The sequence below is a fragment of the Microbacterium sp. MDV22-iso44 genome (assembly GCF_058629135.1).
Map to the genome: position 1 here is coordinate 1282943 of NZ_JBZVWS010000001.1, position 20570 is coordinate 1303512.

Sequence of the window (20570 nt, forward strand, 5' to 3'; positions counted from 1 at the left end):
AGCCTGTGCTCATGGCTGACCTCCGCGTAGAAGAACTGTCGGCGTCGACGATCGTCGGTGTGAACACGCTCTCCCTCAAGCCGGGCCAGGAACGGTTCGTCACGCCCGAGAGCTACGCGATCGCGGCGACCGTGGTCGATCCCGCCACCTCGTGGCAGCGCGTCATCCTCGACGGCGACGAGGTCGTGGGCTTCGTGAGTGCCGGGTTCGATGCGGACGCCCCCCACGAGCACTTCCGTTCGGTGCTGTGGCGCATCAACGTGGATGCCGACGACCAGGGCCGCGGCGTCGGCCGTTACGCCGTCGACCAGCTCATCGACGAAGCCCGTGCGCGCGGCTTCGACCACGTCAACGTCATCTATGAAGCGGGCGAGGGCGGGCCGGACGCGTTCTTCCAGCGCGTCGGCTTCACTCCCGTCGACGAGACCGAGTACGGCGAGGTCGTCGCGCAGATCAAGCTCTGACACTCCCCCGAACGAACGGATGCCCCGGCCCGCTGACGCGGCCGGGGCATCCGTTCGTTCGGATCAGAGCCCGTCGATGATGCCGTTCAGCGTCGCCGAGGGGCGCATGACCTTCTCGACCAAAGCGGGGTCGGGGCGGTAGTAGCCGCCGATCTCGGCCGGGGCTCCCTGCACGGCGACGAGCTCGGCGACGATCGTCTCCTCGTTCGAGCTCAGCGCCTCGGCGACGGGGGCGAAGGCCGCCGCGAGCTCGGCGTCGACGGTCTGACGAGCCAGCTCCTGCGCCCAGTAGGTCGCGAGGTAGAAGTGGCTGCCGCGGTTGTCGATCGTGCCGAGGGCGCGTCCGGGCGACTTGTCCTCTTCGAGGAAGGTGCCGGTGGCCGCGTCGAGGGTGTCGGCGAGGACCTTCGCGTGCGCGTTGCCGGTGTAGTCGGCGAGGTGCTCGAACGAGGCAGCCAGTGCGAAGAACTCGCCCAGCGAGTCCCAGCGCAGGTAGTTCTCACCGACGAGCTGCTGCACGTGCTTGGGGGCCGAGCCGCCCGCACCGGTCTCGAACAGTCCGCCGCCGGCGAGCAGCGGGACGATCGAGAGCATCTTGGCGCTCGTGCCGACCTCGAGGATCGGGAACAGGTCGGTGAGGTAGTCGCGGAGGACGTTGCCGGTGACCGAGATGGTGTCCTCACCGCGGCGGATGCGCTCGAGCGAGTACCGGGTCGCGTCGGCCGGCGCGAGGATCTCGATCGTGAGCCCCTCGGTGTCGTGGTCGGCGAGGTAGGTCTTCACCTTCGCGATGAGGTTCGCGTCGTGGGCGCGGCTCTCGTCGAGCCAGAACACGGCGGGGACCCCGGTCGCACGGGCACGCGTGACGGCGAGCTTCACCCAGTCGCGGATGGCGACGTCCTTGGTCTGCGTCGCACGCCAGATGTCACCCGACTGCACCGCGTGCGAGAGGAGGACCTCGCCCGCCGAGTTCACGACCTCGACCGTGCCGGCCGCGGGGATCTCGAACGTCTTGTCGTGCGAGCCGTACTCCTCGGCCGCCTGGGCCATGAGTCCGACGTTCGGCACGGAGCCGATGGTCGCCGGGTTCAGCGGACCGTTCGCGATGACGTCGTCGATGGTCGCCTGGTAGACGCCCGCGTAGGAGGAGTCGGGGATGACGGCGATCGTGTCGTCCTCACCGCCGTCGGCACCCCACAGCTTGCCGCCGTTGCGGATGAGGGCCGGCATCGAGGCATCCACGATCACGTCGGAGGGGACGTGCAGGTTGGTGATGCCCTTGTCGGAGTTGACGTACGAGAGCCGGGGCCCGTTCGCGATGGCCGCATCGAACGCCGAGCGGATCTCGTCGCCGCCTTCGACGTGGCCGAGACCGGCGAGGATCGCGCCGAGACCGTCGTTCGGGGTGAGGCCGGCCGCGGCGAGCTTGTCACCGAAGCGCGAGAAGACATCGGCGAAGAAGGCGCGGACGACGTGACCGAAGATGATCGGGTCGCTGACCTTCATCATGGTGGCCTTGAGGTGCACGGAGTAGAGCACGTCCTCGGCCGCAGCCTGAGCGATGGTGTCGGTCAGGAAGGCGTCGAGGGCCGCCGCGGAGAGGAAGGTCGCGTCGACCACCTCACCGGGGAGGACCTTGAGTCCCGACTTCAGCTCGGTGACGGAGCCGTCCTCGGCCGTGAAGCGGATCGTCAGGACGTCGTCACCCTCGATGACCGTCGAGGTCTCGTTGGACTTGAAGTCGTCGTGGCCGAGCGTCGCGACGCGGGTCTTGCTTCCGTCGGCGAAGGGCTTGTTGCGGTGCGGGTGCTTGCGCGCGTAGTTCTTGACCGAGAGCGGGGCACGACGGTCGCTGTTGCCTTCGCGCAGGACGGGGTTCACGGCGGAACCCTTGATGCGGTCGTAACGGGCGCGGATGTCCTTCTCGGCCACGTCCTTCGGCTCGTCCGGGTAGTCCGGGATGTCGTAGCCGGCGGCCTTCAGCTCGGCGACGGCCGCCTTGAGCTGCGGAATGGATGCCGAGATGTTCGGCAGCTTGATGATGTTGGCCTCGGGCAGGGTGGCGAGACCGCCGAGCTCGGCGAGCGCGTCGCCCACCTGCTGCTCGGGGGTGAGGTTCTGGGGGAACGCCGCGAGGATGCGGCCCGCGAGCGAGATGTCGCGGGTGTCGATGTGGACTCCGGCCTTTCCGGCGAACGCTTCGACGATCGGCAGGAAGGACGCCGTCGCCAGCGCGGGAGCCTCGTCGGTGTAGGTGTAGATGATGGTGGAATCAGGCACGTGTCGTCTCCAAGAAAAGGGCGTCGCGGATGCTCCTCAGCGTATCGCACGACCCCGGTTTCTCTCGATGTCGAGATATCTCCGCCGGGGCTCGCCCGGGCGCTAGGGTGAGGCCGTGCCGCGCTTCGATCTGCCTCTGCCCGACCTCCGCGACTACCGTCCCCAGATCCGCATCCCCGCCGACTTCGACGACTTCTGGTCGAGCACGATCGCCGGCGCGCGGGAGGCCGGCGGGTCGCCGGTGGTCACCCCGGTCGAGACGCCCCTGCGGGGCATCGAGGCGTTCGACGTGACGTTCCCCGGCTTCGCGGGCGACCCCGTGAAGGGCTGGCTGCTCCTGCCGACCGCGCGCGACGGCGCGCTGCCGGCCGTCGTCGAGTTCAACGGGTACGGCGGGGGCCGGGGTCTGCCGGTGGAGCGGCTCGGGTGGGCGGCATCCGGCTACGCGCACTTCTTCATGGACACCCGCGGTCAGGGCAGCGCCTGGGGATCGGGCGGGGCGACCCCCGACCCGCACGGCTCCGGCCCCGCCTTCCCGGGATACATGACTCAGGGCATCGACGACCCCGAGACCTACTACTACCGCCGCGTGTTCACCGACGCGGTGCGGGCGATCGACGCGGTGCGTTCCCTCCCCGAGGTGGATGCCGCCCGTGTGGCCGTGTGCGGCGGCAGCCAGGGCGGCGGCATCGCCATCGCGGCGGCAGCCCTCAGCGACGATCTCGTCGCGGCGATGCCCGACGTGCCCTTTCTCTGCCACTTCGAGCGCGCCGTCGGGATGACGGGCCGCGACCCGTACGAGGAGGTCGCGCGGTACCTGGCCGTCCACCGCGGAGCGGAGGAGCGCGTCTTCGAGACCCTCTCGTACTTCGACGGGGTGAGCTTCGCCGCGCGGGCACAGGCGGCATCCCTCTTCTCGGTCGCCCTGCTCGACCCGATCTGCCCGCCGTCGACCGTGTTCGCGGCCTTCAACGCATGGGCCGGGGCGGACAAGGAGATCGAGGTCTTCCCCTTCAACGAGCACGAGGGCGGCCAGGCGTACCAGTGGATGCGGCAGGCCGAGTTCCTCGCGGCGCGGGTCTGAGTCCGCTCAGTCGACCGGCGGACGCTCGCCGGTGCCCCGCTCGATGATCCACGTCGGCAGGGTGATCTGACGCACGAAGCCGGAGGGGTCGCCGATGCGCTCCATCGCGAGGGTGGCCGCGCGTCGCCCCAGTTCGAGCGGGTCGTATGAGATGACCGAGACACCGAGCACGTCCGCGGTGTCGAAGTCGTCGAAGCCGATGAGCGCCGTCCGCTGATCGTCGCGCGCCTTCAGCGCGCGCAGTGCGCCGACCGTCACCCGGTTGTTGCCGGCGATGATGGCCGTCGGCGAGGCATCCTGCTGCCAGAGGCGCTGCACGAGTTCCCGCGGCGGGATCGACAGGTCGTCGCCCAGCATCTCCCACCGCCCCGCCTCGATGCCCGCCTCGGCCATCGCCTGGCGGTAGCCGGCGAGACGCTCGGACTGCGTCCAGACGGATGCCGGGTTGCAGACGTAGGCGATGCGCCGGTGACCGAGCGCCGTCAGCCGACGGGTCGCCTCGAGGACGGCCGCGCGGTTGTCGAGGACGATCGAATCGGCAGCGAGGTTGCGGGCCGGGCGGTCGATGGCGATGACCGGGGTCCCGAGCTGACGCTCCCCCTCGAGGTAGGACTGGTCCTCGCCGACGGGGATGAGCAGCAGCGCTCCGACGCGCTGCGCCAGGAGCGCATCGGCGACGCGCCCCTCGCCCTCTTCGGTGTCGTCGGTGGTGGCGACGACAAGGCTGAACCCGTGCGCGGAGAGCTCCTTCTCGATACCGGCGGCGACCTTGTAGTAGAACGGGTTGCTCAGCTCGCCGATGATGAAGCCGACCGTGCGGCTGCCCCCACGGCGCAGCCCCTGCGCGAGGCTGTTGGGCCGGAAGCGCAGCCGCTTCGCCGAGGCGAGGACCCGCTCGACCGTCTGCGGTGCGACGAGCTCCCGCTGCGCGAAGACCCGTGAGACCGTCTTGGAGCTGACTCCGGCCAGCCGCGCGACGTCGTCGAGCGTGGCCCGTTGCTGCACCGTCATCGTGCCTCCCGCCGCCCACGATAGCAGTCCGGACAGAAATGACGACGATGGACATTTGTCTGACATCGGAAGCCTCACAAAGACGCATCCGAGATAATAAACCCCAGCCCAGGGCTATTTCGCGGATGTGCATCGACATTCGGACAAGTCCAGACAGCGCTGTCATCGAAGCCTTGTGAGAGGTCGGTCGGGGGTCTAACGTGAGCCGCGTCGGCGCCGTTGCCGACCCGCACCCGAGTGGTTTCGAAGACGAACCTGACAGGAGACGCACACATGGCACGCACACGGATCGGCGTTGCTGCCGCGACGCTCACGCTCGCCGGCATCGCCCTCGCCGGTTGCGCCGGCGGTGGCACACAGCCCGCCGGCGACAACACGATCGACGGAAAGGTGGCCGGCGACATCAAGGTCGTCACCTGGCGCACCGACCTTGTCGAGGACGGCACCTTCGAGAAGTACGCGAAGGAGTTCACCAAGAAGTACCCCGACGTGAACGTCACCTTCGAGGGCATCACCGACTACGCCGGCGAGATGCTCACCCGCATGTCGACCACGAACTACGGCGACGTCATCGGCATCCCGGCGATCAAGCCCGACCAGTACGAGCAGTTCCTCGAGCCGCTCGGCAAGACCTCGTCGTTCGAGGACACGTACCGCTTCCTGCCCGCCGCGAGCTTCGACGGCACGCAGTACGGCATCGCCTTCGGCGGCAACGCCAACGGCATCGTCTACAACAAGAAGGTCTTCGACGCGGCGGGGATCACCGACCTGCCCACCGACGAGGCCGGCTGGCTCGACACGCTGCAGAAGGTGAAGGACAACACCGACGCGATCCCGATGTACACCAACTACAAGGACGGCTGGCCGCTCACGCAGGCCTTCGGGAACCTCGGCTCGATCACGCACGACCCCGACGCCCCCATCACGATGGCGGAGAACCCCGCGCCGTGGACCGAGGGCACCGACACCTACGCGGTCGACTCCTTCCTCTACGACACCGTGGCCGCCGGACTCACGGAGGAGGACCCGCTCACCACCAACTGGGAGCAGTCCAAGGTCGACCTCGGCACCGGCAAGATCGCCACGATGCCGCTCGGCTCGTGGGCCATCTCGCAGATGCAGGCGGCCGCCGAGGCGAATGGCGGCTCGGCCGACGACATCGGTTACATGGCCTTCCCGGCCAACGTCGATGGCACCCAGTACGCCGTCATCGGCGGCGACTACAACCTCGCCGTGAGCAAGCACTCGAAGGCGAAGGCCGCCGCGTGGGCGTGGATCCAGTGGGTCGCCGCCGACTCCGGCTACACCGAGGCGCAGGGCATGCTGTCCCCCGTCATCGACAAGCCGCTCCCCGCCAACCTCGCCGGGTTCGAGGACTCGGGAGTCGAGCTCATGGAGATCAACCCCGCCCCCGCCGGCAAGGAGGGTCTGATCAACGCGATCGCCGACGACTCGCAGATCGACCTCTACGGCCCGCTCTACCGCCAGAAGCTCGTCGACATCGCCCGCGGCGCCGCCGACGGCGACAAGGACAGCTACTTCGCCGAACTCAACGAGCGCTGGGGCGCATCGGCGAAGAAGCTCGGCTGAGAGAGGTATCCACGATGGCGATCGCAGCTTCCGGCTCCGCACCCGCGGACGCCCCTGCGGTCCTGTCCGCACCCGCCCGAGGACGTCGGATGCGCGGCGCACGCCGCGCATCCGGCGCCCCCGGCAGCGGGTCGCGCCGGGCGGGACGCGGGATCGTGCAACGGCTGACCCCCTGGCTGTTCCTCTCCGGGGCCGTCGGCCTCCTCCTCCTGTTCACCTACTGGCCGGCGCTGAACCTCTTCTACTACTCGGTCACCGACTGGGACGGCATCGACCTCGAGAAGAACCTCGTCGGCATCGACAACTACGTGCAGGTCTTCACCGATCCGCGCATCTTCAGTGTCTTCTGGGTGAGCCTCTACTACTTCGCCGCCTCCTTCCTGCAGATGGCCATCGCGCTCTACTTCGCGGTGATCCTCAGCTTCTCGACCCGGTTCTCGAACCTGTTCCGCGGCATCCTCTTCTTCCCGTACCTGATCAACGGCGTCGCGATCGGGTTCGTCTTCCTCTACCTGTTCCAGCCCGGGGGCACCCTCGACACCGTGCTCGGATGGGTCGGCCTCGCCGACCCGCCGAAGTGGCTGGGCGACCCCGACGTCGTCAACTGGTCGCTCGCCGGGACATCCGTCTGGCGCTACACGGGACTGAACTTCGTGCTCTTCCTCGGCGCGATCCAGTCGATCCCCCGCGAGCTCTACGAAGCCGCTGAGCTGGACGGCGCCAACAAGTGGCAGCAGTTCTGGTCGATCATCGCCCCCGGCATCCGTCGCATCATCGGACTGTCGTTCATCCTCGCCATCGCCGGCAGCCTGTCGGTGTTCGAGGTGCCGTTCATCATGACCGGCGGCGCCAACGGGTCGGCGACCTTCGTCATCCAGACCCTGCAGACCGCGTTCTCCTTCCGCCAGGTCGGCCTGGCCTCGGCCATGGCCGTCGTCCTGCTGGCGATCGTGCTGGTCGTGACGTGGATCCAGCGCCGCGTGTTCCCCGACGAGAAGGTGGACCTGACATGACCGCCACCCTGATGCCTCCCACGAAGCCCATGCCCCTCCCCCGGCGCCGGTCGGGGCGGACGCCGCTCCAGCGTCTCGGCAGCATGAGCGCCACCGCGGCGAAGTACACGAGCCTCGTGATCGCCGCGGTCGTCACCCTGCTGCCGCTGTCGGTGCTGCTGTTCGCCTCGATGAAGAGCTCGAGCGAATACGCGGCGACGGGGCCGTTCGATCCGCCGTCGAACTGGCTGAACTTCGATAACTTCGTGACGGCGTTCACGAGCGGCAAGATGCTCGAGGGATTCGTCAACACGACGATCGTGCTGGCCGTCTCGCTCGTCGGCACGATCGCACTCGGCACGATGGCCGCGTACGCCCTCGACCGGTTCGCCTTCCGGGGCAAGAAGCTCGTCATGGGCCTGTTCCTGCTGGCCACCCTCATCCCGGGCGTGACGAGTCAGGTCGCGACCTTCCAGCTCGTCAACGGGCTCGGCCTCTACGACACCAAGGCCGCGCTGATCCTGCTCTTCATGGGCACCGACATCATCGCGATCTACCTCTTCATCCAGTTCATGCAGTCGATCCCGATCTCGCTCGACGAAGCCGCGATGATCGACGGCGCCAACCGGTGGACGATCTACTGGCGTGTGATCCTCCCCCTGCTGCGCCCCGCGATCGCCACCGTCGTCATCATCAAGGGCATCGCGGTCTACAACGAGTTCTACGCCCCCTTCCTCTACCTGCCCTCCGAGGGCATGATCTCCACGTCCCTCTTCCGATTCAAGGGGCCCTTCGGCGCACAGTGGGAGGTGATCGCGGCCGGCACGCTCGTCGTGATCATCCCGACGCTGGTCGCCTTCCTCGTCCTGCAACGATGGATCTACCAGGGCCTCACCTCAGGAGCCGTCAAGTGACCCACCTCTCCCGCCGTCCCCTCCACGACGGATGGACCGTCCGCGCCACCGCGGGTCCCGCGCCCGACGTCGTCGGCGGTCTCACCGTGCCCGCGACCGTGCCCGGCAGCATCCACGTCGATCTGCTCGCCGAGGGCCTGATCCCCGACCCGTTCCACGGCGACAACGAGTCGCTGCTGGCGTGGATCGGCCTCGTCGATTGGACGTATCGGACGACGTTCGCCTGGACGCCCGACGGCAGCGAGCGCCACGACCTCGTGTTCGACGGTCTCGACACGGTCGCCGTGATCCGCCTCAACGGCACGGTGATCGGCGAGGTCGCCAATCAGCACCGCTCCTACCGCTATGACGTGGCCGCGCACCTGCGCGACGGCGACAACGACCTCGAGGTCGCCTTCCGCGCGCCGGTGCCGTACGCGAACCAGGCGAGCATCGAGCTCGGCGCCCGGCCGCGTCCGTACCCGCTGCCCTACGAGGCGATCCGCAAGTCCGCCTGCAGCTTCGGCTGGGACTGGGGCATCGCGACGTACACGAGCGGCATCTGGAAGTCGGCGCGCCTCGAGTCATGGTCGACCGCGCGACTGGCCGAGACCCGCGTCGTCGCGACGCCGGACGGCGACGGCGGACGCGTGTCGGTGGACGTCCGCATCGACCGGACGGATGCCGCCGGCACCCCGCTCGAGCTGCGTGCGGTGGTGCGGGGTCCGGGCCTGGATGGCGACGCGACCGCGGTCGCCACCGCCGTCGGTGAGAACGGGCACGTCGAGGTCGACCTCCCCGTGGCCCACCGCTGGTGGCCCGTCGGTCACGGCGACCAGCCGCTCTACACCGTCGAGGTCTCCCTCCACGCCGAGGGCGGGACGGTCGACGCGACCACTCGACGGGTCGGGTTCCGGACCCTCCACTGGGACACCGAGCCGGATGCCGCGGGCACGCCGTACACGCTCATCGTCAACGACCGGCCGATCTTCGTGAAGGGGGTCAACTGGATCCCCGACGACGCGCTCCCCGTGCGCGTCGACCGCGACCGTTACGAGCGCCGCTTCCGCCAGGCGATCGACGCGAACGTGAACCTCATCCGCGTGTGGGGCGGCGGCCTCTACGAGTCCGACGACTTCTATGACCTCGCGGACGAACTCGGCCTGCTCGTCTGGCAGGACTTCCTCTTCGCGTGCGCCGCCTACCCCGAGGAGGAGCCACTGCGCTCCGAGATCGAGGCCGAGGCGCGCGAGAACATCGTCCGACTTGCCTCGCACGCCTCGCTCGCGCAGCTCGTCGGCAACAACGAGAACCTCTGGGGCTTCGAGGACTGGGGCTGGAAGCTGAGCCTCGATGGCAAGAGCTGGGGTGCGACGTACTACTACGAGCTCTTCCCCGCCCTCATCGCCGAACTCGCCCCGCACGTCCCGTACGCCCCCGGCAGCCCCTTCAGCCCCGAGACCGGCTGGGACGCGGCATCCGGTCGTCAGACGGGGCCGCACCCGAACGACGAGCTGCACGGCAGCATGCACCTGTGGGAGCAGTGGAACCGGCGCGACTGGGCAACGTACCGCGACCACACGCCGCGCTTCGTCGCCGAGTTCGGCTGGCAGGCGCCGCCGGCGTGGACGACGCTCGTCGAGTCCGTCGACGATGCGCCGCTGACGCCCGAGTCGCCGGGCATGATCGTCCACCAGAAGGCCATCGACGGCAACGTGAAGCTCACGAACGGGCTGCTCCCCCACTTCCGGGTGCCGGCCGATATGGAGACCTGGCACTGGGCGATGCAGCTGAACCAGGCCCTCGCCGTCGGCGCTGCGCTCGACCACTTCCGCTCGTGGGCGCCGCACACGATGGGCGCCGTCGTCTGGCAGCTCAACGACTGCTGGCCGGTCACCTCGTGGGCCGCGATCGACGGGGCCGAGCGGGTCAAGCCGCTGTTCCACGCACTGAAGAACGCCTTCGCTCCCCGCGTCGCGACGGTGCAGCCGCGCGACGGCCGGCTGGTCGCCGTCCTCGGAAACGACACCGATGAGGCGTGGAGCGTCCCGGTGCGCACGCGACGCGTCTCGTTCGGCGGTGACGTGCTCGCCGACACGGCGGTGGACGTCACCGTCGAAGCCCGGGGAACACTCGTCATGTCGATCGATGCCGAGCTCGCCACGGCGGCGGATGCCGCGTCCGAGGCGCTCGTGGTCGATGCCGACGGCGCGCGCGGAATCTGGTACTTCGCCGAGCCGCGCGACTCGACGCTCGGCGATCCCGGTCTGACGGTCTCGACGCGCGCGGTCGAGGGAGGCACCGAGGTCAGCATCACGGCTGCCCGCTTCGCCCGCGAGGTCTCGCTGCTCGCCGACAAGGTGCATGCCTCCGCGCAGCCCGCCGACGGCCTGCTCACGCTGCTCCCCGGCGAGATCGGACGCATCGTCGTGCGCCACGACGCCGGCGTCGCGCTCGACGCGGACGCGCTCGCGGACCCCCGCGTGCTCCGCTCCGCCAACCAGCTGGTGACCGGATGAGCCTGCCGGATGGATTCGTCTGCGGGATGACGTGGGGGTGGACGGGCGTCCGCGGAACGTGGACGACACCTGCGGCCGCGGCATCCCTCGACGCTATGGTCGACCACGGCGTCACGTGGGCGGCGCTCTCGTACGCCGCCCTGCAGACGACCGCGTTCTCGACCGAGATCCCGTTCCGCGACGAGCCGACGGTCACCGAGGACGAGATCGTCCACGCCATCCGTGTGGCGCACGACCGCGGCCTGAAGGTCTGTCTGAAGCCGGTCGTCAACGTCGCCGACGGGACCTGGCGCGCGTTCATCGGCTTCTTCGACTGGGACGTGCCCGGCGAGCCGAGCTGGACGGAGTGGTTCGCCTCGTACCGGGAGTTCATCCTCGACGCCGCCCGCATCGCCGAGGCCGAGGGCTGCGCGATGCTCTGCATCGGGTGCGAGATGGTGCGCGCCGACGGGCAGGAGACGCACTGGCGTGACCTGGTGCGGGCGGTGCGAGAGGTGTACTCCGGACTCGTGACGTACAACTGCGACAAGTACCAGGAGGACCGGGTCGGCTGGTGGGACGCGGTCGACGTGATCTCCTCGAGCGGCTACTACCCGATCGACGCGTGGCAGGAGAACCTCGACCGGATCGAGGCGGTCGTCGCGGCATCCGGCAAACCGTTCGTCTTCCTCGAAGCGGGATGCCCCTCGCGCGAGAACTCCCCGATGCGACCGAACGACTGGGCTCTCGAGGGCGCGCCGTCGGGACAGGCGCAGCTCGACTACTACCGCGTCATGTTCGACGCGTGCGCGGAACGCGAGTGGATGTCGGGGTTCTTCCTCTGGGACTGGCCGGCCGAGCTTTACGACCCGGACGTCGCCGACCGCAACGACGACTACTGTCCATATGGCAAGCCGGCGGGAGAGTTCCTGCGCGAGCGGTACCGGGCGCTGGCAGGCGCCACCACCGGAGGAGGACGATGAACGCGCGCCGAGTGCTCGCCATCGATGCGGGACAGAGCGACATCAAGGTGCGAGTCGACGACGGCACCCGCCGCGAGGACCTGACGTTCCGCGGCATCCACACCGGCATCCCCCTCCTGCCGCAGCTCGCCGACGTCGTGCGCGAGACCCTCGCGCGGACCGGCACCGACCTCGACGTCGTGACGGCGGGGATCTCGGGACTCACCGACCGCGACGCCGATGCGGATGCGCTCCTCGCGCTGGTCCACGCCGACGGCGTGCAGGCGACGATGCTCGCGCATGATTCGACGACGTCGTTCCTCGGTGCGCTGGGCGATCGGCACGGCGCCGTCGTCGCAGCCGGCACCGGAGTCGTCACTCTGGCCGTCGGCGAGACCGAGACGGCGCGGGTCGACGGCTGGGGCTGGATCATGGGCGACGCCGGCAGCGGCTACTGGATCGGGCGCGCGGCCCTCGATGCCGTGATGCGCGCTTACGACGGACGCGGCCCCGCGACGGTTCTGACCGAGGCCGCGCTGTCGCGCTGGCCGGACCTGACGCAGGCCTACATGGCGCTGCAGGCCGACCACGACCGCGTGCGCGTCGTCGCCTCGCTCGCTCGCGAGGTCGCTGCAGCCGCGGATGCCGGCGACGCGGTGGCGCGGGACATCTCGCGACGCGCGGCGCACGAACTCGCCTCATCCGCCCGGACCGCGGTCCGACGCGTGCGCACCGATGAGCCGGCGTTCGACGTCTGCGCCATCGGCGGGGTCTTCGCCTCGCGAACGCTGCACGACGCCTTCGAGTCCGAACTCGGCGAGGACCTCCGCCTCGTCTCGCCCCGCGGCGTCGGGATCGACGGCGCCCTCGCCCTGGCGGAGATCACCCCCGCGCATCCGCTCGGCGCCGCCGTCCACCGCGCCGGCGCGATCTGACCCGCACGCGACGCGCGGTGACCGTGCCGAATGCAGGTTCAGACGGCTCCGATGGTGCCCTGAGCGCGGTGAACACCCCCTGAACCTGCATCCGGCCCACTCGGCCGCCGCGAACGACGGATGCCGGGGCCCCGACATCGGGCCCCGGCATCCGTCAGCGGACCAGGATCGACTCAGACGAGCGACTCGCGCCAGGCCCGGTGCAGCTGGGCGAACTTGCCCGTGCCCGCGATGAGGGCGTCGGGGGTGTCGTCCTCGATGATGCGGCCGTGCTCCATGACGAGCACGCGGTCGGCGATCGCGACCGTCGACAGGCGGTGCGCGATGATGATCGCCGTGCGGTCGGCGAGCAGGGTGCCGAGGGCCTCCTGGATCTGCCGTTCGCTCGGGATGTCGAGCGACGCCGTCGCCTCGTCGAGGATCAGCACGGCCGGGTCGGCGAGGAAGGCGCGCGCGAACGAGATCAGCTGACGCTGCCCCGCCGACACGCGGCCACCGCGCTTGTTCACGTCGGTGTCGTAGCCGTCGGGCAGCTTCTGGATGAAGCCGTCCGCACCCACGGCGCGCGCCGCCGCACGAATCTCGTCCATCGTCGCGTCGGGCTTGCCGAGGGCGATGTTGTCGGCGACGGTCCCGCTGAACAGGTAGGCCTCCTGCGTGACCATGACGATCGCGCGACGCAGATCCTTCGGGTGCAGCTCCCGCAGGTCGACGCCGTCGAGCGTCACCGCACCCTTCGTCGGGTCGTAGAACCGTGCGACGAGCTTGGCGAGCGTCGACTTGCCGGCACCCGTCGTCCCGACGAGGGCGATCGTCTGCCCGGCGGGTATGTCGAGGCGGAAGTCCGGGAGGATGATCTTCGTCTCGGAGTACCCGAAGGTCACGTCGTCGAAGCTCAGGTGGCCGCTCGCCTCGCGGAGGTCGACCGGCTTCGCCGGATCCGGGACGGTCGGCGACTCCTCGAGGACGCCCGACACCTTCTCGAGCGCCGCCGTGGCGGACTGGTAGGAGTTCAGGAAGAACGCCACCTCCTGCATCGGCGCGAAGAAGTTCCGCACGTACAGGACGGCCGACAGCAGGAAACCGAGCTCGAGAGCCCCGCTCACCACGCGCAGACCACCCCAGAGCAGCACTGCCGCGAGGGCGAAGGATGCCAGGGCCATCATCGCGGGCTCGAACGTGCCGAACAGGCGGATCGAGCGCATGTTGATGTCGCGGTAGTCGCTCGCCAGACCGCCGAACTCGCGGTCGTTCGCCGGCTCCTTGCGGAACGCCTTGACGGCGCGGACACCGGTCATCGTCTCGACGAACTTGACGATCACCTTGGCGCTCACGACGCGGGACTCGCGGTAGACGACCTGCGAGCGCAGGTAGAACCAGCGCATGAGGAAGAACAGCGGGACGCCCATGGCTGCGAGGACGAGACCGGACTGCCAGTCGAGCAGGATCAGCGCGACGAGAGTGAACCCGCCGTACAGCAGGCCCGAGACGAGCTCGTTCAGACCGCCGTCGAGCAGCTCGCGGATCGTGTCGAGGTCGCTCGTCTGTCGCGAGATGATGCGGCCCGACGTGTACGACTCGTGGAACTCGAGGCTGAGCTTCTGCGTGTGCAGGAAGATCCGCTTGCGGAGGTCCAGCATGACCGCCTGGGTCAGGCGCGCCACGACGACGGCGTACCAGCCGATGAGCGCGGCGCCGCCGATCGCGGAGATCAGGAAGATGATGACGACGACGATCGTCGGCATCCAGTCGGCTTCCTTCTGGACGGCCGGGAGCGCGTTCGCGATGCCCCAGCCGACGAGGGCGGGACCGGCGACGCGGAGGACGGTCGAGATGACCAGCACGATCCCCGCGAGGACGAGCTGCATCTTCAGCGGCGTGACGAGCGACCCGAGGAGTCGCAGCGAGCGACGCCGGATCTGCCGGCTCTCTTCGCGGGTGTAATCGGAGCGGTCTTCGCCGCTGGTGCCCGTGACGGTGCTCACAGGGACACCTCCCTCTTGTGCTGACGTTCCTGCTCGTCCTCGAGACTCGAGATGACGTGCCGGTAGTGCTCGCTGGTGCGCAGGAGCTCGGAGTGCGTGCCGACGGCGGTGATGCGTCCCTCTTCGAGGAGCGCGACGCGGTCGGCGAGCGTGACAGTGGAGGGCCGGTGGGCGACGACGAGCGCCGTCGTCTCGGCCAGAACCACACGGAGGGCGTCCTCGACGAGCGCCTCGGTGTCGACGTCGAGCGCCGACAGCGGGTCGTCGAGGACGAGGACGGCCGGACGCGCCGCGACGGCGCGCGCGAGCGCGAGGCGCTGACGCTGACCGCCCGAGAGGCTGAGCCCCTCTTCGCCGATGACGGTGTCGACGCCGTCGGGCAGGTCGTCGACGAACGCGGCCTGCGCGACCTGAAGGGCCTCGCGCATGACGCGCTCCCCCTCGGCGCTCTGCGGGTCGAGGTCCTCGCGCCCGAGCAGGACGTTCTCACGCACGGTCTGCGAGAACAGCGTCGCGTCCTCGAAAGCCATGCCGACGTGACGGCGCAGCTCGGTCAACGGCAGGTCGCGGACGTCGACGCCGTCGATCAGCACGCGACCGCCGGTGACGTCGTAAAGGCGCCCGGGCAGGGTCGTGAGCGTCGTCTTTCCCGACCCCGTCAGACCGACGAGAGCCATGGTCTCGCCGGGTCGCAGCGACAGGTCGATGCCGTCGAGCAGGTCGCGCTCGGTGGCCGCGGCATCCTGATACCGGAACCGCGCCCCCTCGAAGACCAGCTCGCCGCGGGGCTCCGCGATCGAGACCGGGTTCTCGGGGTCGACGATCGTGTTCTGCTCGTCGAACACCTCGAAGATGCGGTCCGTCGCAGTGCGTGCGTCGACGAGGAACGAGAACAGGAACCCGATCGACTCGACGGGCCAGCGGAGGATCGTCGCCATCGCGAAGAAGGCGATGAGCGCAGCGGTGTCGATCTCGCCGACCGAGACGAGGTAGATGCCCGCGCCGAGGCACAGCGCGAAGGCGATGTCGGGCAGCAGCACGAGCCAGAACCAGATCCAGCCGACGGCCTTGGCCTTGCTGATCTCGGTCTCGCGCAGCGTCTCGGCCTGGCGGGTGAACTTGCGCAGGGCATGGCTGCCGCGCCCGAAGGCCTTGAGGACGCGGATGCCGTGCACCGACTCCTCGACGGCGGTCGCCAGGTCGCCGGCCTGGTCCTGGCTCTGCCGTGACAGCATGCCGTAACGGTTCTCGAACACGAAGCCCGCGATCCACAGCGGTGCGGAGACGATGACGAAGATCGTGCCGAGCAGCCAGTGCCAGCTGAACAGGATCGCCGAGCCGACGACGATCGTGATCATGTTCACGACCAGCAGGACGACGCCGAACGCCATCCACCGGCGGATGAGGCCGATGTCCTGCATCATGCGGCTGAGCAGCTGGCCCGACTGCCACCGGTCGTGGAAGGCGACGGGCAGGCGCTGCAACCGTCCGTAGAAGTCGGTGCGCAGCTCGTACTCGACGGCGGTGGCGGGAGAGAGCACGAACCAGCGGCGCGCCCAGACCATGAGCGCTTCGAGCAGGCCGAGCAGCAGCACGGCGCCGCCGCCGAGGGCGATCAGCCACGGGTTGCCCGAGGCGATGGGACCGTTCGTGCCGACGATCTGCTCGAGGACGAGCGGGATGGACAGGCCCAGCAGGCTCGCGATGAGCGCGCTGAGGGCACCGAGCCCGAGACGCGGGAGCACGGGCTTCGCGAACGGGATCAGGCGGGCGAGGGAGCGGGCGGTGGACAGACGGGGATGCGTCGAGGAGGTCATGATCCTGCACAGGTGAGGAGCGGATGCCGAGGCGGCGAGGAGCGCGGCGTGGCGCGGACGATCAGGGTCGCGGTGACCCGTCGAGGGAGAACGAAGAGGTGCGCGGGAAGCTTCCGCGCGGGATCAGATCCTCGGTGTCATCCCTGACGGACGGGGCGTCCGGCGACGAGGAAGGCGGCGGACTTCGTGTAGACGATCTCCGTGGACATGGCTTCCTCCTTGATGGGGCCGGACGAGGCGCCCGCATCGCGCGGGAGCCCTCCAGGATATCCCTGTGATTTCGCCGCAAGCAAGCGCTTACTCGAAAAAATCGAGTCAGATCGCCGCTTCGCGCTCCAGGAGCCGCACCTTGACGTCGAGACCCCAGGCGAATCCGCCGAGGGCTCCCCCGGTCCGCAGCACCCGGTGGCAGGGGACGAACAGGGCCGGCGCATTCCGCGCGCAGATGGATGCCGCGGCCCGGACCGCGGTCGGTGAGCCGAGGTGGGCGGCGAACTCGGCGTAGGTGAGGGGCTTTCCCGCCGGGATGTCTCGCAGCGCGCTCCACCCCGTGAGCTGCATCGCTGTGCCGTGCTGGCTGACCGGCACGTCGTCGATCGCCGCGAGGTCGCCGTCGTAATAGGCGGCGACGGCGTCCGCGGACCGGACTCGACCCGTCGTCACGTCGGCGGGCACGCGGTCGGCCCGTAGCCTGCCGAGGATCGCGTCGGCATCCGAGGTCCATCCCGACGCCAGCACGCGACCGTCCTCTTCGAGGATCGTGAATGCGCCGTCGGGAGTGTCGAGGGTCTGCAGGACCGCGCTCATCGGTCGTCCTTTCGGGATGGGGTGTCGGGGGTTTCCGCGCGCCACGCCTGCGTGACGGGGGCGGCGTACCAGAGGTGCGCCATCAGGTAGCTGCGCCACGGCGCGACCCTGGTCGACCAGGTCGTGAGGCCGGTGGCATCCGCGGGGATGCCGGCCGCTGCGGCTCCCGCCCGGGCGGCGACGTCGCCGGGGAGCAGGACGTCCGGGTCGCCGAGGACGCGCATGCGGACGTAGTCGGCCGTCCAGGGACCGATCCCCGGAAGAGCCAGCAGCCGCTCGCGCTGCTCGAGGGTGTCGTCGCCGGGGCTCAGGCGGAGCGACCCGTCGGCGAGCGCGGTCGCTGCGCCCACGATGGCGCGGATCCGGGCGCCGGGCCCGCGCAGCACCTCTCCCCCGCGCTCGGCGATGACGGCGGGTGTGGGGAAGAGGAAGGACGGCCCTGCGGGCGAGTCGATCGGTTCGCCGAGTGCGGCGGCGAGCCGCCCCATCACGGTGCGCGCGGACGCGACGCTGATCTGCTGCCCGATCATGGCGCGGATGAGCATCTCGTCGGCATCCATGGCTGCCGGCAGCCGAACTCCGGGAATGCGCTCGACGAGAGGACGCAGTTCGGGATGCCGCGACAGGGCGGCATCGATGGCGGTCGGGTCGGCGTCGAGGTCGAACAGCCGACGCACCCGCGCGATCAGCGGTGCGAGGTCTCGCAGCGAGGCGAGCTCGGCGCGCAGCCGTAGGCGACCCGCGGCATCCTGTCGCACCTCGAACCAGGCCGGGCCGCCGCTGAGACGGATCGTGCGCGCGAACGTCGCGGCGTCACCGGTCTCGACCCCGGGGATGGCGTGCGCCCGCATCCATCCGAACAGCCCGACCGCGTCGAACGGCCCGCGCACCGGGAGGACGAGGTCGATCCGCCCGGGAGCCGCGGTCGTCCCGCGCCGACGGGCCCGGAGGTCGGACGGCGACAGGGAGAACACCTCGGTCATCGTCTCGTTGAACTGACGGATGCTGCCGAATCCGGCGGCGAACGCGACGTCGGCCATCGACAGATCGGTGTCGACGAGCAGGGTGCGCGCCGTATGAGCGCGATGCGCACGCGCCAGGGCGAGGGGGCCGGCGCCGAGCTCGGTCGTGAGGAGCCGCGTCAGGTGACGATCGGAGTACCCGAGCCGCGCGGCGAGCCCGGAGACCCCGTCCCGGTCGACGACCCCGTCGGCGATGAGACGCATCGCCCGCCCGGCGACATCGCCCCGCAGATTCCACTGCGGTGAGCCGGGGGTCGCCTCGGGCAGGCAGCGCTTGCACGCCCGGAACCCGGCCTCGTGCGCGGCGGCGCTCGTGGCGAAGAAGCTGACGTTCGCCGCCTTCGGGGTCCGCGCCGGACAGCTGGGACGACAGTAGATCCCGGTCGTGTGCACCGCGGTGACGAATTGCCCGTCGAAGCGGGCGTCGCGCGCGTCGATCGCGCGATACCGCTCGTCGAAGGTCATCGCTGCGATCGTCATGACCTCAGCCTGACACGACCGCCCGACATCGACTCGCGGAAATCGGACACGACGGCGGGATGCGGCGGCTCACCCCGAGGGCGTCCACCCCGAGATCCCGGAGAGCACCGGAGCGTCGTCGCCGTCGCGCACCGTGACGCCGGTCACGCGGGGCGCGGAGATCGTCAGACGCGGGACCGCGGCCAGCGGTCGGGCGACCGCGTCCGACACGATCGTCGACTCGATCTTCGCCAGCAGGTCGCGCGCGTCGTAGACGTCCACCGTCTGCTGGAGTGTGGCGATCAGCTCGTCGCGCTTCGGATCGACCCGACCGACGAGGCTCGAGGAGCCCGTGGTGCTCCACTGGCTCGCGATCTGCTGGGGTGTCTGGGGAACGCGGACGCGCCGGATGACGGCATCCCATCCCGACGCCTTCTGCGCGGCATCCAGGTCATCCGTCGCGCAGTCGACGGCGTTCCAGCCGGCCTCGGCGATGCCGGCTTTCAGGGCTGTGAAGGCGCCCTTCGCGAATCCGCTCTTTCGGTCGTAGAGCACGCACACCCGGGCACCGCCGCGGACACCGGCGGCAGCACGATCGACGGCGGCGTCGTCCGCGGGCGTGCCGATCGTCTTCGCGAAACCGGAATCCTCAGTGACGATCTCGAACGCCCGCGAACCCGGGGCCGTGACCATCGACGTCGTCTTCGGATACGACTGCGACCACTCACCCGCGCCGGCGGCGACCATGTCGTCCGCGGGGATGGCGCGCAAGAAGGCCGCGCGGGCGTTGCGCGAGGAGAAGACCCCGTCGGTACTGAGGAGGACGGTCCAGATCGTGCCGTCGTTCGTCGTCTGCGCCCCGAAGTCTCGCCGCTCGAGTTGCTTCACCGGCGTGCGGTCAGCGGGAGTCGGCGTGAACGAGAGGACGTCGAGGGATTTCCCGACGGCAGCGAGAGGGTCGTCCCCGCGAGGGACGAGCGCGACGTCGGCGACCTGCGGCACCGCCGCTCCGCGGTACTGGGGGTTCGGCGTCAGCGTGACACTCGCCCCTTCGTCGGAGACCTTCGAGACGACGTACGGGCCGCTCGAGAGCGCCATCGTCGGCGAGAGCTTGCCGTCCGTGAGAGTGAAATCCGTGTTCCATACGTCCGAGATGGCGGCGAGAGCCGTCGTGTCCCGGCCGAGCACCGCCCGGATGACGGCCTGCTTCGCCTCCATCGGGTCATCGAGATCGAAGGCGCGCATCCCCACGGTGTGCGCCGGCACGTCAGCGGCGATCGCGGTCTGCCACGAGATGGTGGGGGCGGGGTAGGTGACGTCGATGGCGCGAGCGAACTCGTCGACCTTCGGCCGCGCGGCTTTCAGCGCCGCATCCGTGGGGCCGTCCTTCGTGAGAAGACCGACGGATGCCGCCCATCCCAGCACGAGGTCGGCGGCGTCCAGCGGGATGCCGTCGGACCAGAGCGGCTCCTTCAGGTCGTACCGGACAGTGAAGGAGTCCTTGCCCACGATCTTCGCCGTGCCGAACGACTCGTCGGGGACGACTTCCCCGTCGACCATGTGACCGAAGGCTGAGCGCGTCGCCGCGGCGATGTCTCGGTTGGCTGCCGTGGGATCGGTCGCGGCGTTGAACGAGGTGAGCCGGCCGCCCCATCCGACGGTGACGCTGCTGTCGGCGACCACCGACGGCGGCAATGCAGGCGCGCAGGCGCTCAGGGCGAGGGCGGCAGCAGCGAGAACAGCGACCGCTCCGCGGCGGGAGGCACGCATG

General features: G+C 69.7%; 15 protein-coding genes. 8 read left to right on the top strand and 7 right to left on the bottom strand.

The features are described from left to right. Positions 1-11: 11 nt before the first annotated feature. Positions 12-464: a GNAT family N-acetyltransferase gene (locus AC4NN1_RS06320; protein ID WP_116228534.1), complete on the top strand. Its 453-nt coding sequence runs from the start codon at positions 12-14 to the stop codon at positions 462-464. A 63-nt stretch (positions 465-527) separates the two neighbouring features. Here the strand turns inward: AC4NN1_RS06320 and AC4NN1_RS06325 are convergent, their stop codons facing one another. Continuing rightward, positions 528-2744: an NADP-dependent isocitrate dehydrogenase gene (locus AC4NN1_RS06325; protein WP_336124540.1), complete on the bottom strand. Its 2217-nt coding sequence runs from the start codon at positions 2742-2744 to the stop codon at positions 528-530. A 115-nt stretch (positions 2745-2859) separates the two neighbouring features. Between AC4NN1_RS06325 and AC4NN1_RS06330 the strand changes: the two genes are divergently transcribed. Next, positions 2860-3828: an acetylxylan esterase gene (locus AC4NN1_RS06330; RefSeq protein WP_020096663.1), complete on the top strand. Its 969-nt coding sequence runs from the start codon at positions 2860-2862 to the stop codon at positions 3826-3828. 6 nt (positions 3829-3834) lie between these two features. On the opposite strand, the gene AC4NN1_RS06335 is transcribed toward AC4NN1_RS06330, so the two are convergent. After that, on the bottom strand, positions 3835-4839 hold the full coding sequence (locus AC4NN1_RS06335; protein WP_020096662.1) for a LacI family DNA-binding transcriptional regulator: 1005 nt from the start codon (positions 4837-4839) through the stop codon (positions 3835-3837). A 273-nt stretch (positions 4840-5112) separates the two neighbouring features. Here AC4NN1_RS06335 and AC4NN1_RS06340 point away from each other — a divergent pair, with 273 nt between their 5' ends. The 6 genes from AC4NN1_RS06340 to AC4NN1_RS06365 all read left to right on the top strand — a co-directional run bounded on the left by AC4NN1_RS06340 (position 5113) and on the right by AC4NN1_RS06365 (position 12709). Then, positions 5113-6429 (top strand): ABC transporter substrate-binding protein, encoded by a 1317-nt coding sequence (locus AC4NN1_RS06340; RefSeq protein WP_491954817.1) that lies wholly within the window; start codon positions 5113-5115, stop codon positions 6427-6429. Between the two features lie 89 nt (positions 6430-6518). Continuing rightward, entirely contained in the window at positions 6519-7442 is a 924-nt protein-coding gene (locus tag AC4NN1_RS06345) for a carbohydrate ABC transporter permease (RefSeq protein WP_491954818.1), read from the top strand. Continuing rightward, positions 7439-8335 carry a carbohydrate ABC transporter permease gene (locus AC4NN1_RS06350; RefSeq protein WP_491954819.1) on the top strand — a complete coding sequence of 299 codons (897 nt, stop codon included), beginning with the start codon at positions 7439-7441 and terminating at the stop codon, positions 8333-8335. The genes AC4NN1_RS06345 and AC4NN1_RS06350 overlap by 4 nt, the downstream gene beginning before the upstream one ends. Next, complete coding sequence (locus AC4NN1_RS06355; RefSeq protein WP_491954820.1) at positions 8332-10833, top strand: glycoside hydrolase family 2 protein; 2502 nt, start codon at positions 8332-8334, stop codon at positions 10831-10833. Before AC4NN1_RS06350 ends, AC4NN1_RS06355 begins: the two co-directional genes overlap by 4 nt. Next, positions 10830-11795 (top strand): glycoside hydrolase family 113, encoded by a 966-nt coding sequence (locus tag AC4NN1_RS06360; RefSeq protein ID WP_491954821.1) that lies wholly within the window; start codon positions 10830-10832, stop codon positions 11793-11795. The genes AC4NN1_RS06355 and AC4NN1_RS06360 overlap by 4 nt, the downstream gene beginning before the upstream one ends. After that, on the top strand, positions 11792-12709 hold the full coding sequence (locus AC4NN1_RS06365) for an N-acetylglucosamine kinase (protein ID WP_491954822.1): 918 nt from the start codon (positions 11792-11794) through the stop codon (positions 12707-12709). Before AC4NN1_RS06360 ends, AC4NN1_RS06365 begins: the two co-directional genes overlap by 4 nt. Positions 12710-12882: 173 nt before the next feature. On the opposite strand, the gene AC4NN1_RS06370 is transcribed toward AC4NN1_RS06365, so the two are convergent. From AC4NN1_RS06370 to AC4NN1_RS06390, 5 genes are all read right to left on the bottom strand, one after another. Then, on the bottom strand, positions 12883-14694 hold the full coding sequence (locus AC4NN1_RS06370) for an ABC transporter ATP-binding protein (protein ID WP_018188866.1): 1812 nt from the start codon (positions 14692-14694) through the stop codon (positions 12883-12885). Continuing rightward, entirely contained in the window at positions 14691-16511 is a 1821-nt protein-coding gene (locus AC4NN1_RS06375; RefSeq protein WP_018188867.1) for an ABC transporter ATP-binding protein, read from the bottom strand. The genes AC4NN1_RS06370 and AC4NN1_RS06375 overlap by 4 nt, the downstream gene beginning before the upstream one ends. Before the next feature lie 315 nt (positions 16512-16826). Next, on the bottom strand, positions 16827-17318 hold the full coding sequence (locus AC4NN1_RS06380) for a methylated-DNA--[protein]-cysteine S-methyltransferase (RefSeq protein ID WP_491954823.1): 492 nt from the start codon (positions 17316-17318) through the stop codon (positions 16827-16829). Continuing rightward, positions 17315-18820, bottom strand: a complete 1506-nt coding sequence (locus AC4NN1_RS06385) for a DNA-3-methyladenine glycosylase 2 family protein (protein WP_491954824.1) — start codon at positions 18818-18820, stop codon at positions 17315-17317. The genes AC4NN1_RS06380 and AC4NN1_RS06385 overlap by 4 nt, the downstream gene beginning before the upstream one ends. Before the next feature lie 69 nt (positions 18821-18889). Beyond that, positions 18890-20569: an ABC transporter substrate-binding protein gene (locus AC4NN1_RS06390; protein WP_491954825.1), complete on the bottom strand. Its 1680-nt coding sequence runs from the start codon at positions 20567-20569 to the stop codon at positions 18890-18892. Between the last annotated feature and the right edge of the window lies 1 nt (position 20570).